This is a genomic window from Saliniramus sp., assembly GCF_035311605.1.
In the GTDB taxonomy this organism is placed as follows: Bacteria; Pseudomonadota; Alphaproteobacteria; order Rhizobiales; family Beijerinckiaceae; genus Saliniramus.
In genome coordinates this window covers 1-14,407 of sequence record NZ_DATGCW010000172.1, presented here as the reverse complement: position 1 = coordinate 14,407, position 14,407 = coordinate 1, and the positions used below count along the sequence as shown (strand labels likewise).

Genomic DNA, 14,407 nt, shown 5'->3' with positions numbered 1-14,407 from the left:
TCCCAACGCTCCAGGTTCATCGCGGTCACGACGGGGTCCCAGCCGCCCAGCGGGATCACCAGAAGATGCGTTGCGCTCTCCCACCAGCCGGCACTGTAACCGGAACCGGCGCCGGTAATAGCGCAATCGACGACACCGCGCTCAAGCGCACCGGGAACCTCACCGAAACCGATATTGACGCCCTCGGCGCCCAAAGCTTCGAGGAACTGGGTGGTCATGCGGCCCGAGCCGCGCACCTGCTTGCCTTCGAGATCGGCGAGCGAGGTGACCTCGTCGCGGCAGAAGACGATCTGTGGCGGATAGGGCGCAATCGCGAGAAGCTGTGAATCGAAGCGCTCGCGCATGGAATCAGCAACCCACTCGCGCGCCGCATCCACGGTCGCCTTTGCGGTATCGGCATCCATTGCGATCAGCGGCACGTCCAGTGCCTCAAGCTCGGGCGCGTCAGAAACGGTGTAATCGGCCACTGTCATGCCGACATCGAAGACACCGTCACTGAGCAGGCGGTAGACATCCCCACCGCTGGAGCCGAGCTGGTTGAAGGTGGTCATGTCGACCGCGATCTGTCCGTCGGACATTTCCGGCAGCGTCTCGGTCCAGAACGGCGCCTCGAACTGCTGGTAGAGCGGAAGGCTGCTCCAGGAGCCGACGACCGACAAGGTGACCTCGTCAAGCTCGTTCGCGTGAGCGGCACCGCCAAAAGCGAAGGCGGCAATGCCGGCAAGAAGGCTCGTTTTAAGCGATCGGTTCATATTTGAACTCCTTTTCCCCTGTGGATGCGGCCCTCAATGAGCCGCGTTGAGACCGATGGATGCTCCCTCGGCCGGCACGTCCGTAACCAGCATGTAGCCCGGTTCGTGCGTGATCGCGATATCGGGCCCGGCATTGCGGATCGCCATTTGTGGCGTCACGCCGCAGGCCCAGAAAACAGGTATGTCGCCCGGTGCGACGACCGGCGGATCGCCGAATTCCGGATTGTCGAAATCCTTGATGCCGATCTGCGCCGGATCACCGATATGCACCGGCGCGCCATGGGCCAGCGGCTGGCGATCGGACAGCACGATCGCGCGGATCGCATCCGCCGGCGAGAAGGCGCGCATGGAAACGACGAGTGGGCCGTGAAAGGGGCCGCTCGGACGCGTCTCGATATTGGTGACATACATCGGCACGTTCCGCCCGGCCTCTATATGGCGCACCGGGATGCGGGCGCGCTGCAGCGATTCCTCGAAGGAAAACGAGCAACCGATGACGAAGGAGACGAGATCATCGCGCCAATCGGCCGACAGGTCCTCGACACGATTACGCAGGCCGCTTCCCCTAAAGACCCGATAGAATGGCACATCCGTGGCAATGTCGAGATCATCACCCAGCACAGCAATACTGCGCTCACCGGGGCGCGATACACCAAGCAGAGGGCATGGTTTGGGGTTGTTGACGCAAAAGCCGAGGAAATCATCGGCATAGGCCTTGGGCAAGATCGCGAGGTTGCCCTGCAGATAACCGCCGGCCTGCCCGGTCGTGGGATTCGCGAAAGATTTCGCGCGGATCAGCCGGCGCAATTGCTCCGGCGATGCGATCGTCGTCATCATGTTCCCCTGCCGATATACGTTCGCGCCTGAGCAGGAACGCTTCCGCATTCTGAATTATGAAGCCGAGTTTCACAAAGCCAAACGTTCGTGTCAATCGATCAAATACTGATCAAAATGATCTTAAATTCAGATCAGTTGATGATATCAGCAACAGCCAGCTGTGCAGCCGTTCCGATCTCATCCATCACCTTTCCCGGCTGTTCGGGCAAATGGGCGAAATCAAAGGTCAGGTCGGACATCGCGGCATCGACGGCCACCGGCACCGGACGCAGCAACCCCTCCGAGAGATCGCGCGCCGCCATCGGCTCGGGCAGCAGGCCGATACCGAGCCCGGCCCGGGTCAGATGCAATGTCGTCGAAAGTGACGCGCAGGCGTGCAGAAGCGGCGGCGGCAACCGCGTCATCGGCAATTTGTGTTCGAGTTCGGCATGCGGCAGCGTCCCGCGGGAAAAGGTGATGATCGGGTAGCGCGACAGCGCTTCGATATCGAGCGGCCCCTCCTCAAGCGCGTAATCGCGTGCAGCATACCAGGCGAGCGGACAACGATAGATCGGGCGACGCACGGCCAGCGGCGGCACCAGCGAGGTCATCATCACGGCAATGTCGATATCGGCGTCGAGCAATTTGCGCGCGAGATCCGGCGATGTGTCGACCGAAAGCTCGAGACGCATTTCGGGCAGGCTCTCGGCAAGTCGCGTCAACATTCCAGCGAGCCAGGTATGCACGATGGTCTCGGCCACGCCGATACGAATCGTGCCGGCAAAGCCACCCTGTGGTCCGAGTGCGGCAGCGATCTGGTTGCGCATCGCCACGAGGCGCTCGCTCTGCTCCAGAAACGCCCTGCCCTGGGGTGTGAGTTGCGCCCCACGCCGGCGGCGGTCGAAGATCGTCAGGCCGAGGCGTGCTTCGAGCCCGGAGACACGTGCCGATATCGCGGATTGCGTAAGATTGAGTTTGCTCGCGGCGGCGCGAAACCCTCCCCAGCGCACGATCTCGCGCACGATCTCGGCATCGCGGATATCAAACATGACACGTCACTTTCCACCGAGCATACGGCATTCGACTCCCGGTTACGCCAAGGTCGCGGCCATGTCGAGGTCGGGGTCATGAGTGCCTTCGTGGCGAGCTGCGCAATCGGGCGATCAGAAAATGTTCGAGCGCTCGTACTGCACCGGCCAGACGACGTGCTCCGCACGCAGGCGATTCGCCGCATGGAGGGCCCAATGCGGATCATACAACAGAACCCGCCCCAGAATCACCAGATCGGCGCGCCCTCCGGCAAGGATCTCCTCCGCCTGTTCCGGCGCGGAAATCAGACCGACGGCGCCGGTGGCGATCCCTACCTCACGACGGATCGCCTCGGCAAACGGGACCTGATAACCGGGATAGGGCCTGATCGCCTGGCGATGATCGACGCCACCGGTCGAGCAATCGATCAGATCCACATCCCCGCGCTGCGCCAGCATCCGCGACAGCGCGATCGAGGCCGGGAGATCGAGCCCGCCCTCGACCCAGTCGGTGGCGGAGATGCGCACAAAGAGCGGGAGTTCAGCCGGCCATTGGCTGCGCACCGCATCAATCACCTGATTGAGCAGCCGCGCCCGGTTTTCGAGCGAGCCACCATAGGAATCGGTGCGATGATTGCTCAGCGGCGAGAGGAAGGAATGGATCAGATAACCATGCGCCGCATGCACCTCGACAATCCGGAAGCCCGCCTCGCGCGAACGGCGCGCCGCATCGCGGAATTCTTCCACCACCCTGTCGATATCCGCCTGGCTCATTGCGCGCGGTGGAGGCGTTTGCGGGGTCTGGGGCAACGCCGAAGGGCCGATCGTCTCCCATCCGCCCTCGCCGACGGGGATCGGCTTCGTGCCTTTCCACGGCTGTGAGACGGAAGCCTTGCGCCCGGCATGGGCGAGCTGGATCATCGGCACGGCACCGAGGCTCGCCACATGCGACGCGATTCGCGCCAGCGCATCGCGCTGTTCGTCGTTCCAGATGCCGAGACAATGCGGCGTGATCCGCCCGATATCGCTGACATGCGTCGCCTCGATGCACACAATACCGACACCGCCCGCGGCACGCGCGGCGATATGACCGAAATGCCAGTCATTGGGGATGCCGTCCTGCGCGGAGTACTGGCACATCGGCGACATCATGATCCGGTTGCGTGATTCAACCGTGCGAAAACAGATCGGTCGGAACAGATAGGGATTGCGCGCAGGGCGCTGGACACGACGGGCGTCTTCACTCATGGGCGGGCTTTCCTGGCAGCGGGCGCAATCGGGGGCAAAACAATGACCGATGGCTGTCATAGAGAAGCCCACGCCGCGCACCCGGGTCAATGGCGGGAAGTCCGATCCCGCTTGCGCCTTTCAGCGCTCGACGCGTTCCCAGCCACGCCCGCCGAGCCGTTCCTGCGGCATGAAACGCTCCTTGTAGGCCATTTTGGGCGAGCCCTGGACCCAGTAGCCCAGATAGACGTAATCCAGACCCATCCGGGCCGCCCGCTCGATATGCTCGAGGATGAGATACGTGCCGAGGCTGCGACGCGGCACATCGGGATCGAAAAACGAATAGACCATCGACAGACCGTCCGAGAGCACATCCGAGAGGCATACCCCAAGAAGCGGGCCTTCGCCGCGCCCGTTGATGCGCGAATCCGGCCCGCTGCGCCGATATTCCACGACCATCGTATTGATATGACTGTCCTCGACCATCATCACATAATCGAGCATCGACATATCCATCATCCCGCCATTGGCGTGGCGCGCTGCGAGATAGCGGCGAAACAGCGCGTATTGCTCCGAAGTGCCGTGGTTTGAGCGGATCTCGCCGACGAGATCGGCATTGATGCGGGTGAGCCTGCGCATATTGGCGGACGGCTTGAAATCGGCGACCGGCACACGCACGGAAACGCAGGCGCGACAATTCTCGCAGGCCGGGCGATAGGCGATCGTCTGTGAGCGGCGGAAACCGCCATGTGTGAGGATATCGTTGAGTTCGTCCGCGCGATGCCCGATGAGATGCGTGAACACCTTCCGCTCCTCGAGCCCGTCGAGATAGGGGCAAGGCGTCGGCGCCGTCAGGAAGAATTGGGGTGTATCGCGCGAATGTCTGGTCACGCCGCTACGGCTCCGGGTTTGATATATCACGCCCTTCAGCAAAGATAACACCGGATGGGCCATCGACAACGGGGGTTTTGTCAGGCCCTTGCCGATTTCTGAAGACGGTATCGATTTTCTGCAGAATACCGCAGCCGTCACGGGTGCGCGCGCAGGACAATGAGATTGACGATCAGATCCCGCCCCAATCTGGCATCGCCGCGCAGAAAACCGATGACAACATCGACGAGCAGGATGAGGAACGTGGAGGCCGCGAAATAGAACAGCAGCGCATGGGCCGCCGCACGCAGCGGATCGATCCCCTCACCGCTCGCCGCATCGACCACCCGCAACCCGCAAAGACGCATGCCGATCGTGCTCGCGGCAGGCCCTCCCATGGTGAGAGCGGTATAGAGGATGGCGGCGCCCGGCCCGAGGATCGCGAACAGCAACCAGCCGAGCCCGAAGGTCAGAAAGCCCAGAATGGTGATCGCGAATGCCAGTACGACGATAAAGGCCATGATGATCAGGAGATCGATCAGCAGGGCCACGAAGCGCCGGCCCAGGACACCCGTCGCCCCGCCAGCAGCGAGGGGAATTGTCTGTGGTATCGTCGTTGTCATCTTGCCTCCTCCAGCCTCATGGTCCCGCCTGCATCAAACCGCGGGGATCAATCCGGCGCGGCTCGTACCCCTCGTCACGCAAAGCGGCGAAGATCTGCGCGGTATGCGCTGCGTCGCGTGTCTCGATCGTCAGATCGACGGTGACACCCTTCGCAGGCACATCGAGATAAAGACGTCCATGCGATACTTCCAGGATATTCGCACCGAGTTCACCCAGACGCGTCGAGACCCGACCGAGCAGGCCGGGACGATCATGCGAGTAGATCCTGAAAGCCACAACGCGCTCCTCGCGCTCCAGTTCGCGCACCATCACCGATGCGAGGATGCGGGCATCGATATTGCCGCCACACAGAACGACACCGACATTGCCCCCGGCGAACAGATCCGGTCGCGCCAGCATGGCCGCGATACCGGCGGCGCCGGCGCCTTCCGCCATCGTGCGCTGGTATGTGGCGCAAGCATTGACAGCGCTCTCGATCAGATCCTCCTCGACCACGACGATCTCTTCGACCAGATCGCGCACGATTGGCAATGTCAGGCGCCCGGGATGCTTGACGGCGATGCCTTCCGCCAGCGTCGCGCCGCCGACCGGACGGTCATCCCCCGTCAGCACATTGTGAAACGAGGCATAGAGGGCCGCCTCGACGCCGATGATCCGGATTTCGGGGGCGAGCGCGCGGGCGGCGACGGCGATCCCCGAGATAAGGCCGCCGCCGCCGATCGGTACGACAAGTGTATCGATATCCGGGCATTGCGCCAGCATTTCGAGAGCGATCGTCCCCTGCCCCGCCATCACCAGCGGATCATCGAAGGGGTGCACCATGGTCAGGCCTTGGCGCGCAGCGATGGCCTTCGCCTCTGCCTCGGTCTCGACGAGGGTTTCGCCGTGCAGCACGACGCGTGCCCCGTGGGCGATTGTATTCTCGACCTTCACCAGAGGTGTGGCTTCGGGCATGACGATGGTCGCCGGGATCTTCATGCGCCGGGCATGATAAGCCACGGCCTGGGCATGATTGCCGGCAGACATGGCGATCACGCCCGCAGCGCGGGAATCCGCATTGAGCGCCGCAAGCCGGTTGACGGCGCCGCGCTCCTTGAAGGCACCGGTCGCCTGCATGTTTTCCAGCTTCAGTTGAACCTGCGCGCCGGTCAGCTGCGACAGGCGCGGCGAATGGATCATGGGGCTGGTGATGACATGCCCCTCGATCACGCGCGCTGCGGCGCGAATATCATCAAGCGAGATCGCATGCGCTTCGCCACTGGCTGACATGATCGTCTTCCTGATCGAATCGGGAGGCGGACAATTGCAGCAGGCACGTCGCCGCGCAACAGGCGACGGAGTGTGAGTGGCCCGACGCAACCCGCATGCGCCGCGCGCTGATCGGCGACGCGAATCAGGGCGGGCCCGGCGGGCGGCTCAGACGGCTGTGCCGCTTCAGCGCCGACGGTTGCCACCGCCGCGGGCCGGCGGGCGCGGACCCGAGAAGCCACGATCATCCTTGTGGCGGAAAACAAGGCGCCCCTTGTCGAGATCATAGGGCGACATTTCAACGGTCACGCGGTCACCGGCAATGGTCTTGATGCGGAACTTGCGCATCTTGCCAGCGGTGTAAGCGATCACCTCGTGGCCGTTTTCGAGCTCGACGCGGAACTTGGCATCCGGGAGAACCTCGGTGACGACACCCTCGAACGTGATCAACTCTTCTTTCGACATCCATAACTCCTGGCCATTCGCGGCAAAAGCCGCCGCTCGTTGAGCGACGGCTTACATCCGTTTGCGAAGACGAGCAACGTCTTCATGCAAGTGGATCGACGGTCAGGCAGCCTGGAGATTGACTGCAGAGGACTTGCCGGTGCGGCGATCGTCCTGGATCTCGTAGGAGATCTTCTGGCCTTCTGCGAGGCCGCGCATGCCGGAGCGCTCGACCGCAGAAATATGGACGAAAACGTCCTTGCCGCCCTCATCCGGCTGAATGAAGCCGTAGCCCTTTTGATCGTTGAACCACTTAACGGTGCCGGTATTCATAGTGTTTTGTCCTAGATAGTGCATAGTCGTCGAAAATCGAGCCCGCACGCGGCGGAGCAAGATTCATGAAGTCGAATTCAGGAGAGATAGTCTGCGCGTAGGCTCACGTTTTTCAGCGAGCAAAGCGGCCCAGTCGTCCGGCCTAAAGATCGATTTCGCGAACATGCACTATTTCGCACCCCGGCACAATACGTGAAAAGGCCGACCTCTCCTTTCGACGGCCATTTCGCATCCGGCTTCCCGCCCCACCGCTCTGGACAGGATTGCGGCCCTGCGCCAGATCTGCGCCATTATCAATCGAGGCGGGCCACAACAGAAGAAACCGGAGGAATGCCCGATGTCGCTGGAGACCGACAACCGCATGAATGATCCCGATCGCATCTATCGTCTGCTGATAGACGCACATCGCGGCCTGACCGACGAGCAGAGCGCCGTCCTCAACACGCGCCTCGTCCTGATTCTCTCCAACCAGATCGCCGACGAGGCCGTGATCAGCGAGGCGATCGCGCTGGCCAGGGCCGATATGGGCAAGAGCGACGGCAATTCCAAATAAGCTGAGTCGCATTGCCGCCACCGCGCCGCGATCACGTCACGGGCGAACGGCGCTGCCGGCCAGCAAGCCGCCATCGATCGTGAGCTCCGATCCCGTCATGTAAGCCGCCTCGTCGGATGCCAACAGCACCGCGACGGCTGCAACCTCCGACGGCTCCCCGAAACGCCTGAGTGGCGTATCCGCGACGCATTGCGCCATTCGCTCGCCGCGCCCCGGCCATTCGCCGAGGAGCGCGTCCCACATCGGGGTCAGGATCGCGCCCGGATGGATCGCATTGGAGCGGATCGCCCAGCCCTGCTCGGCGCAATACAAGGCCACCGTCTTCGAATGATTACGAACACCGGCTTTCGATGCGGCATAGGCCGCCGCACCGGGTATCCCGACCTGGCCGGAGCGTGAGGACAGGTTGATGATCGACCCGGTACCGCGCCGCTTCATCGCGGAGATGGCGTAGCGGCAGCCGAGGAAGACACCGTCCAGATTGACCGCCATCACGGCGCGCCAGTCCGCAAGCGTCGCGTGTTCGGGATCATGGGGCACGGCGCCCCCTTCGAAGCCGGTGACGCCGGCATTGTTGACGACGACATCGACCTCCGGGAAGCGCGTCGCGAACGCCTCCCAGTCATCTTCGCGGGAGGCGTCCAGCCGGTGGAACGGCATGGCGAGCGATCCGGCGGTTTTGCAGCCCGCCGCCTCGTTGATATCGCTCAGGATGACGGTGGCGCCTTCGGCCACGAAGGCTTCGGCGATCGCGGCACCGATGCCGCGCGCAGCGCCGGTGACGACGCAGAGTTTTCCCGAAAGTCTGGGCATGTGGAATTCCTGATTGTCATGGAGATGCGCGGGCCGGAAAGATGCGCGGACACAAGGGCGCGCGGGCACCAGGCCTCAATGGCAGGCGTTGTTGTCCATGACACGAATTCCTTCGTTTTCTTGATGCGTAGAATACAGCCCGCCCTGTCAGCGCGTCAATCCGCCTGCGTGACGATCTGCCGGTGACATCGTAGCGCTCAGGCGGCTAGTTTCGGAGAGTGCGTGCACCCAAGTGAGCGGGGCGTGTCGAAATGCCGATGGGCGCGCATGCGTGCCGGATGTATCGAACCGGTGATCGCGTGAACGCAAAGGAGAGCGCCATGGGCCTGAAGCAAGGCTGGAACGGACGGTTCTACGAGGATTTCGAGCCGGGCGATGTCTACAAGCACGCGCTGGGGCGCACGGTCACGGCCACTGACAATTCCTGGTTCACGCTGCTGACGCAAAACACCGCGCATCTGCATTTCGACGTGAATTATGCCGAGCACACCGCCTTCGGAAAGCCGCTGGTGAATTCCTGCTTCACCATCGCCCTCGTCACCGGGCAGAGCGTGGCGGATATCTCGCAGAATGTCTTTGCCAACCTGGGCTGGGACGAGGTGCGCCTGCCCAAACCCGTCTTCGAGGGCGACACCATCTATTCCGAATCGACCGTACTGGAAAAGCGCGAGAGCGGATCGCGCCCCGATGTCGGCATCGTCAAGGTCGAGACCATCGGCACCAATCAGCATGGCGATATCGTGATTTCGTTCAAGCGCACCCTGCTCGTCTACAGGAAAGGCCAGGGCCCCGGTGACAAGCACCGGCCCGAGCCGAAAAGAAAAGCGTGAGCAGGAAAGGGTCAGGAGACCAGCATGAGCGAGGCGCGCATGATCGAAAGCCATCTTGAGGTTCGCGAGGCGGTGATCCGTCTGTGCGCCGATTTTCCCGGTGAATACTGGCGCAAGCTTGACCGCGAAAACGCTTATCCGTCGGAATTCGTCACGGCCCTGACCGAAGCCGGCTATCTCGCTGCGCTGATCCCCGAGGAATACGGCGGCGCCGGCCTGCCGCTCTCGGCGGCGGCGGCAATCCTCGAAGAGATCCAGCGCGCGGGCGGCAATGGGGCTGCGTGCCATGCGCAGATGTATGTCATGGGCACGGTTCTGCGCCACGGGTCGGAAGCGCAGAAGCAGGCCTATCTCCCCGATGTGGCGAGCGGCCAGCTGCGGCTCCAGGCGTTCGGCGTGACGGAGCCGAGTTCGGGCACGGATACGACCTCGCTCAAGACCTTCGCCCGGCGCGAGGGCGACAGCTACATCGTCAACGGCCAGAAGATCTGGACGAGCCGGGCGGAATATTCCGATCTGATGATCCTGCTCGCACGCACCACGCCGCGCGATCAGGTGGCGAAGCGTACCGATGGCCTCTCGGTCTTCATCGTCGACATGCGCGAGGCCATCGGCAACGGGCTGACCATCCGCCCGATCCGCACCATGATGAACCACGCCACCACCGAGATCTTCTTCGACGATCTGTGCGTACCGGCGGAGAACCTCATCGGCGAGGAAGGCAAGGGCTTTCGCTATATCCTTTCGGGCATGAATGCCGAGCGCATCCTCATCGCCGCCGAATGCATCGGCGATGCCAAGTGGTTCATCGAGAAGGCGACCGATTACGCGAAGGAGCGCAGCGTGTTCGGGCGCCCGATCGGCGAGAACCAGGGCGTGCAGTTCCCCATCGCCACGGCCTATGCCCGGATGCGCGCCGCCGAGTTGATGGTGCAGCAGGCGATCGCGCTCTACGAGGCCGGCGAGAATTGCGGCGCGGAGGCCAACATGGCCAAGATGCTCGCCGCCGACGCCTCTTTCGAGGCGGCCAATGTCTGCGTGCAGACCCATGGCGGCTTCGGTTTCGCCGAGGAATACGATGTCGAACGCAAATTCCGCGAAACCCGCCTCTACCAGGTCGCCCCGATCTCCACGAACCTCATCCTCTCCCACCTCGCGGAACACGTCCTGGGCTTGCCGCGGTCGTTTTGAGGAGTGGCTTGCGAGTGGTAAGGCAAAAGCATACCATGAAGTGAGGAAGGATCTGGAATGGCATCCGTCGAGAAGATCACCATCGCCCTCACGCCTGAAATGGCCTCGTTCGTACGCCGTGCCGTAGAGGCTGGTGAATATGCCTCGACCAGTGAAGCGATCCGTGAAGCCGTGAGAGAATGGCAGGAGCGTCGGGACTTGCTGGGATACACGATCGAAGAATTGCAGGTTCTCATCCAGGAAGGCCTGGAAAGCGGCCCGGGCCGGCATGAATCGATGGCGTCCATCAAGGATGAAGCGCGGCGGCGACTGCTTGTCGCATCAAGGGATTGATCGTGCCTGCGATTACCCGCACCCGGCGGGCCGAAGAGGATCTGATCAGCATCTGGCTCATGGTCGCCGCCGAAAACCCCACCACTGCCGACAGACTACTCGATGCCTTCGACGCCCGTTGGAAACAGCTGCTTCTTCACCCTCGATCAGGGGTCGCGCGAGACGACATCAAACGAGGCATCCGCCATCTCGTGACGGGTCGGTATCTGACGTTCTATCGCTTGATCGATGATGGAATCGAGATCATACGCGTCCTGCACGGGCGCCGCGAGGTAACGCGCGAAGACCTGGGGCCGTGAAACAGGGCGCGCTATTTCTGCCCAACGCAGCATCCGGCCATCCTGTGCCAGCGATGCAGCGCGATCTCCCTCTTCCGCCGAGGAGAGGGCAGTTGCACTGCGGCCTTTATTCAGAACGCCGGCTGCGTCCAAAACCCGTTTTAACTCCCAACCCACCCCCGGCGCTTGAAGAAACCGGCGTCTCGTGACAAGACCGCGCGGTATCAATTGGCGCGCGGGGTGGCTGCGCGGATCCGGCGCCGCGTCAGGCGGGCGTCGGCAAAATCGAGACGGACGTGAGATGAATCTGTTTGCGACTTTCGAGGAGCGTGTGGCGCTGGCGCTGCGGAATCTGCAGCAGGCGGGCGATCTGCCGGCGGATCTGGATATTTCCCGCGCCGTCGTCGAGCCGCCGCGCGATCCCGCCCATGGCGATCTCGCCACCAATGCGGCGATGGTGCTGGCCAAGCCGGCGGGCACCAATCCGCGCGCGCTGGCGGAAAAGATCGCCGCCGATCTGGCGAGCGATCCGCGTATCGTGGCGGCGGAGGTGGCGGGTCCGGGCTTCATAAATATGCGGCTCGATCCGGCGATCTATCGCGAGATGCTGCGCGCCGTGATCCTGCTCGGCGAGGAGTACGGGCGCGGCACTGGCCAGGATACGCGCCCGGTCAATGTCGAATACGTCTCGGCCAATCCCACCGGCCCGATGCATGTCGGCCACGGGCGCGGCGCGGTCTTCGGCGATGCGCTGTGCGCGCTCCTCGCCTTCGCCGGCCATGATGTCTCGCGCGAATATTACATCAACGATGCCGGGGCTCAGGTCGACGTGCTCGCCCGCTCCGCCTTCCTGCGCTACCGCGAAGCGCTCGGTGAGGAGATCGGCGAGATCCCGGAAGGGTTCTATCCGGGCGATTATCTCGTCGGTGTCGGCCAGCAGCTGGCGCAGAGCTACGGGCCGGGTCTGCATGATCATACGGAAGCCGAGTGGCTACCGGTCGTTCGCGATGCGGCGATCGGGGCGATGATGGGGATGATCCGGGACGATCTCGCCGCCCTCGACATTCGCCATGACGTGTTCTTCTCCGAGCGCTCGCTCATGGCGGGCGGCACCGACGAAGTGGCCGCCACCATTGCCGATCTGCGCGCCCGCGATCTGATCTACGAGGGCCGCCTGCCCCGCCCCAAGGGCGCGCCGGACGAGGACTGGGAGGACCGGGAGCAGACGCTTTTCCGCGCCACGGAATTCGGTGACGATGTCGACCGCCCGCTGCTCAAATCCGATGGCTCCTACACCTATTTCGCAGCCGATATCGCCTATCATCGCTCCAAGTTCGAGCGCGGTTTTCCAGTGATGATCGATGTCTGGGGCGCCGATCACGGCGGCTACGTCAAGCGCATGCAGGCGGCGGTGAAGGCGATCACCCGCGGCGAGGGCGCCCTCGACGTCAAGCTGTGTCAGATGGTGCGGCTGCTGCGCGACGGCGAACAGGTGAAAATGTCGAAACGCTCCGGCGAGTTCGTCACGCTGCGTGAGGTGGTCGACGAGGTCGGCTCCGACGCGGTGCGCTTCATGATGCTCTACCGCAAGAACGATGCGCCACTCGATTTCGATCTGGTGAAGGTGCGCGAGCAATCGAAGGACAACCCGGTCTTTTACGTGCAATACGCCCATGCACGCTGCCACTCGGTCGCGCGGCAGGCAGCGGAGGCGTTTCCGCAGGCGGATCTGTCCCCGGAGAATCTCGCGACCCGCGCAGCAGCCTCGCAGACGGCGATCGACCCGGCGGAGCTGGAACTGCTGCGGCGGATCGCGCAATATCCGCGCATCGTCGAAGCCGCCGCAAAAGCGCACGAGCCGCACCGGATCGCGTTCTTCGTCCATGAAATCGCCAGTTTGTTGCATCAGTTCTGGGCGAAGGGCAAAGATTCCACACACTTACGCTTTGTTAACCAAAGCGATGAAGAGTCGAGCCTGGAAAGACTCGCTCTGGCATACGCAATCCGTTGCGTGATCGCCTCGGGTCTTCGTATTCTGGGCGTCGCGGCGCCCGACGAGATGCGCTAGCGGGGCTCCCGCGAGAGCGGGTGGATCATCGGCCCGACGAGGCCCCCTCCCCGCCACGCACCGTCGGCACCGTCGGCGAAGGTGAAGGCGGCACGCCGCCTGCGAGGGACGAGGGGCCCGGCCGAACATGAGCGATACGGCGAAGAGACGTCTGGCGATCGACCTCGACGAGATCGAGCGGCAATTGCAACAGAGCGCACCACAGCGTGGCGGCGGAAACGGCTCCGGCGCGGGTTCTGGTGGCAGTGGCGGCCAGGATCCCGGGGGCGCGCCATCGGGCAAACCCGATCCGCTGGCGGAGCTTGCCCGCATCGTCGGGCAGGACGACCCGTTCCGCAGCATTCTCAGCGGCGAACCGGCCGGTACCGAGCCGCGTCGCGATGATCCGGATCACGATGCCGTCTTCGGCTATGGCGGCGACGACACACATCACCAGCCGGAACCGCCGCCTGCACATACGGCTGTGCAAGCACAAGCCCCGCAGGGTTATCAAGCACCGCAGGGTTATCAAGCACCGCAGGGTTTCGACGACTGGCTGCCCCAGAATGCGCAGCCGGAGCTCCGGGCCGGCGAACAGCCGCCCGCGCCTGCCGTCGGGCCGGCGTCGCCCCGGGGCCCAAGCGACGATCGCAATGACGCCCGCGATGGCGACTGGCCGCAAATGCCCGCGCCGATTCCCGCGCCTGGCTCTGCCTACGCGCCGCAAAACCCTCGAGACTGGCAACAGCCGGAATGGCGCGAAGACGATCTCTATGCCGATCCGCGTCGCCCCGATCTGAGCGCGCCACCGGTCTATGCCACCCCGAATCCGGCCGGGCAGACATATGATGCCGGCCATCAGGGCTATGGCGATTACGATGATTACGGCGATGCCCTCGACGATCTCGACAATGCCCCGCGACTGCGCCACGAGCGGCGCGGCGGTGGCAAGGCGATGATGACGATCGGCGTCGTTCTCGGCGTCGCGGTGATCGGCGTGGCAAGTGCTTTATATTTCGT

Annotated in this window: 16 protein-coding genes and 1 pseudogene; 7 read left to right on the top strand and 10 right to left on the bottom strand. The window is 63.4% G+C overall.

Annotation, left to right across the window (positions count from 1 at the left end):
- The 9 genes from dctP to VKP01_RS08065 form a co-directional block, all read right to left on the bottom strand.
- Positions 1-752 (bottom strand): TRAP transporter substrate-binding protein DctP (gene dctP / locus VKP01_RS08105; protein ID WP_324411645.1); only part of this gene is annotated, 752 nt, incomplete at its 3' end.
- 33 nt (positions 753-785) lie between these two features.
- On the bottom strand, positions 786-1,589 hold the full coding sequence (locus VKP01_RS08100) for a putative hydro-lyase (RefSeq protein ID WP_324411644.1): 804 nt from the start codon (positions 1,587-1,589) through the stop codon (positions 786-788).
- 131 nt (positions 1,590-1,720) lie between these two features.
- Positions 1,721-2,617, bottom strand: coding sequence for a LysR family transcriptional regulator (locus tag VKP01_RS08095; protein WP_324411643.1), 897 nt, complete (start codon positions 2,615-2,617; stop codon positions 1,721-1,723).
- A 114-nt stretch (positions 2,618-2,731) separates the two neighbouring features.
- Complete coding sequence (locus VKP01_RS08090) at positions 2,732-3,844, bottom strand: NADH:flavin oxidoreductase/NADH oxidase (RefSeq protein ID WP_324411642.1); 1,113 nt, start codon at positions 3,842-3,844, stop codon at positions 2,732-2,734.
- A 120-nt stretch (positions 3,845-3,964) separates the two neighbouring features.
- Positions 3,965-4,714: an arginyltransferase gene (locus VKP01_RS08085; RefSeq protein WP_324411641.1), complete on the bottom strand. Its 750-nt coding sequence runs from the start codon at positions 4,712-4,714 to the stop codon at positions 3,965-3,967.
- Between the two features lie 137 nt (positions 4,715-4,851).
- Complete coding sequence (locus VKP01_RS08080; protein ID WP_324411640.1) at positions 4,852-5,316, bottom strand: RDD family protein; 465 nt, start codon at positions 5,314-5,316, stop codon at positions 4,852-4,854.
- 16 nt (positions 5,317-5,332) lie between these two features.
- Positions 5,333-6,586, bottom strand: a complete 1,254-nt coding sequence (locus tag VKP01_RS08075; RefSeq protein ID WP_324411639.1) for a threonine ammonia-lyase — start codon at positions 6,584-6,586, stop codon at positions 5,333-5,335.
- Positions 6,587-6,751: 165 nt separating this feature from the next.
- Positions 6,752-7,030 carry a translation initiation factor IF-1 gene (gene infA, locus VKP01_RS08070; RefSeq protein WP_074444883.1) on the bottom strand — a complete coding sequence of 93 codons (279 nt, stop codon included), beginning with the start codon at positions 7,028-7,030 and terminating at the stop codon, positions 6,752-6,754.
- A gap of 102 nt (positions 7,031-7,132) precedes the next feature.
- Complete coding sequence (locus VKP01_RS08065) at positions 7,133-7,342, bottom strand: cold-shock protein (protein ID WP_074444882.1); 210 nt, start codon at positions 7,340-7,342, stop codon at positions 7,133-7,135.
- A gap of 337 nt (positions 7,343-7,679) precedes the next feature.
- Between VKP01_RS08065 and VKP01_RS08060 the strand changes: the two genes are divergently transcribed.
- Complete coding sequence (locus VKP01_RS08060) at positions 7,680-7,895, top strand: DUF2783 domain-containing protein (protein WP_324411638.1); 216 nt, start codon at positions 7,680-7,682, stop codon at positions 7,893-7,895.
- Between the two features lie 36 nt (positions 7,896-7,931).
- On the opposite strand, the gene VKP01_RS08055 is transcribed toward VKP01_RS08060, so the two are convergent.
- Positions 7,932-8,708 carry an SDR family oxidoreductase gene (locus tag VKP01_RS08055; protein WP_324411637.1) on the bottom strand — a complete coding sequence of 259 codons (777 nt, stop codon included), beginning with the start codon at positions 8,706-8,708 and terminating at the stop codon, positions 7,932-7,934.
- A gap of 320 nt (positions 8,709-9,028) precedes the next feature.
- Here VKP01_RS08055 and VKP01_RS08050 point away from each other — a divergent pair, with 320 nt between their 5' ends.
- From VKP01_RS08050 to VKP01_RS08025, 6 genes and pseudogenes are all read left to right on the top strand, one after another.
- Positions 9,029-9,538: a MaoC family dehydratase gene (locus tag VKP01_RS08050; RefSeq protein WP_324411636.1), complete on the top strand. Its 510-nt coding sequence runs from the start codon at positions 9,029-9,031 to the stop codon at positions 9,536-9,538.
- A gap of 24 nt (positions 9,539-9,562) precedes the next feature.
- Positions 9,563-10,729, top strand: coding sequence for an acyl-CoA dehydrogenase family protein (locus VKP01_RS08045; protein WP_324411635.1), 1,167 nt, complete (start codon positions 9,563-9,565; stop codon positions 10,727-10,729).
- A 57-nt stretch (positions 10,730-10,786) separates the two neighbouring features.
- Complete coding sequence (locus VKP01_RS08040; protein ID WP_324411634.1) at positions 10,787-11,062, top strand: type II toxin-antitoxin system ParD family antitoxin; 276 nt, start codon at positions 10,787-10,789, stop codon at positions 11,060-11,062.
- A 2-nt stretch (positions 11,063-11,064) separates the two neighbouring features.
- Positions 11,065-11,361 (top strand): type II toxin-antitoxin system RelE/ParE family toxin, encoded by a 297-nt coding sequence (locus tag VKP01_RS08035; protein ID WP_324411633.1) that lies wholly within the window; start codon positions 11,065-11,067, stop codon positions 11,359-11,361.
- 280 nt (positions 11,362-11,641) lie between these two features.
- Positions 11,642-13,408, top strand: coding sequence for an arginine--tRNA ligase (gene argS / locus VKP01_RS08030; protein ID WP_324411632.1), 1,767 nt, complete (start codon positions 11,642-11,644; stop codon positions 13,406-13,408).
- Positions 13,409-13,535: 127 nt separating this feature from the next.
- Positions 13,536-14,407 (top strand): annotated as a pseudogene (locus VKP01_RS08025) (hypothetical protein); the annotation flags it as partial.

Bases quoted from the DNA above. Each gene is read 5' to 3' on its own strand.
- VKP01_RS08100 (WP_324411644.1), bottom strand. From the start codon at position 1,589: ATGATGACGACGATCGCATCGCCGGAGCAATTGCGCCGGCTGATCCGC.
- VKP01_RS08095 (WP_324411643.1), bottom strand. From the start codon at position 2,617: ATGTTTGATATCCGCGATGCCGAGATCGTGCGCGAGATCGTGCGCTGG.
- VKP01_RS08090 (WP_324411642.1), bottom strand. From the start codon at position 3,844: ATGAGTGAAGACGCCCGTCGTGTCCAGCGCCCTGCGCGCAATCCCTAT.
- VKP01_RS08080 (WP_324411640.1), bottom strand. From the start codon at position 5,316: ATGACAACGACGATACCACAGACAATTCCCCTCGCTGCTGGCGGGGCG.
- VKP01_RS08075 (WP_324411639.1), bottom strand. From the start codon at position 6,586: ATGTCAGCCAGTGGCGAAGCGCATGCGATCTCGCTTGATGATATTCGC.
- infA (WP_074444883.1), bottom strand. From the start codon at position 7,030: ATGTCGAAAGAAGAGTTGATCACGTTCGAGGGTGTCGTCACCGAGGTT.
- VKP01_RS08065 (WP_074444882.1), bottom strand. From the start codon at position 7,342: ATGAATACCGGCACCGTTAAGTGGTTCAACGATCAAAAGGGCTACGGC.
- VKP01_RS08060 (WP_324411638.1), top strand. From the start codon at position 7,680: ATGTCGCTGGAGACCGACAACCGCATGAATGATCCCGATCGCATCTAT.
- VKP01_RS08055 (WP_324411637.1), bottom strand. From the start codon at position 8,708: ATGCCCAGACTTTCGGGAAAACTCTGCGTCGTCACCGGCGCTGCGCGC.
- VKP01_RS08050 (WP_324411636.1), top strand. From the start codon at position 9,029: ATGGGCCTGAAGCAAGGCTGGAACGGACGGTTCTACGAGGATTTCGAG.
- VKP01_RS08045 (WP_324411635.1), top strand. From the start codon at position 9,563: ATGAGCGAGGCGCGCATGATCGAAAGCCATCTTGAGGTTCGCGAGGCG.
- VKP01_RS08040 (WP_324411634.1), top strand. From the start codon at position 10,787: ATGGCATCCGTCGAGAAGATCACCATCGCCCTCACGCCTGAAATGGCC.
- argS (WP_324411632.1), top strand. From the start codon at position 11,642: ATGAATCTGTTTGCGACTTTCGAGGAGCGTGTGGCGCTGGCGCTGCGG.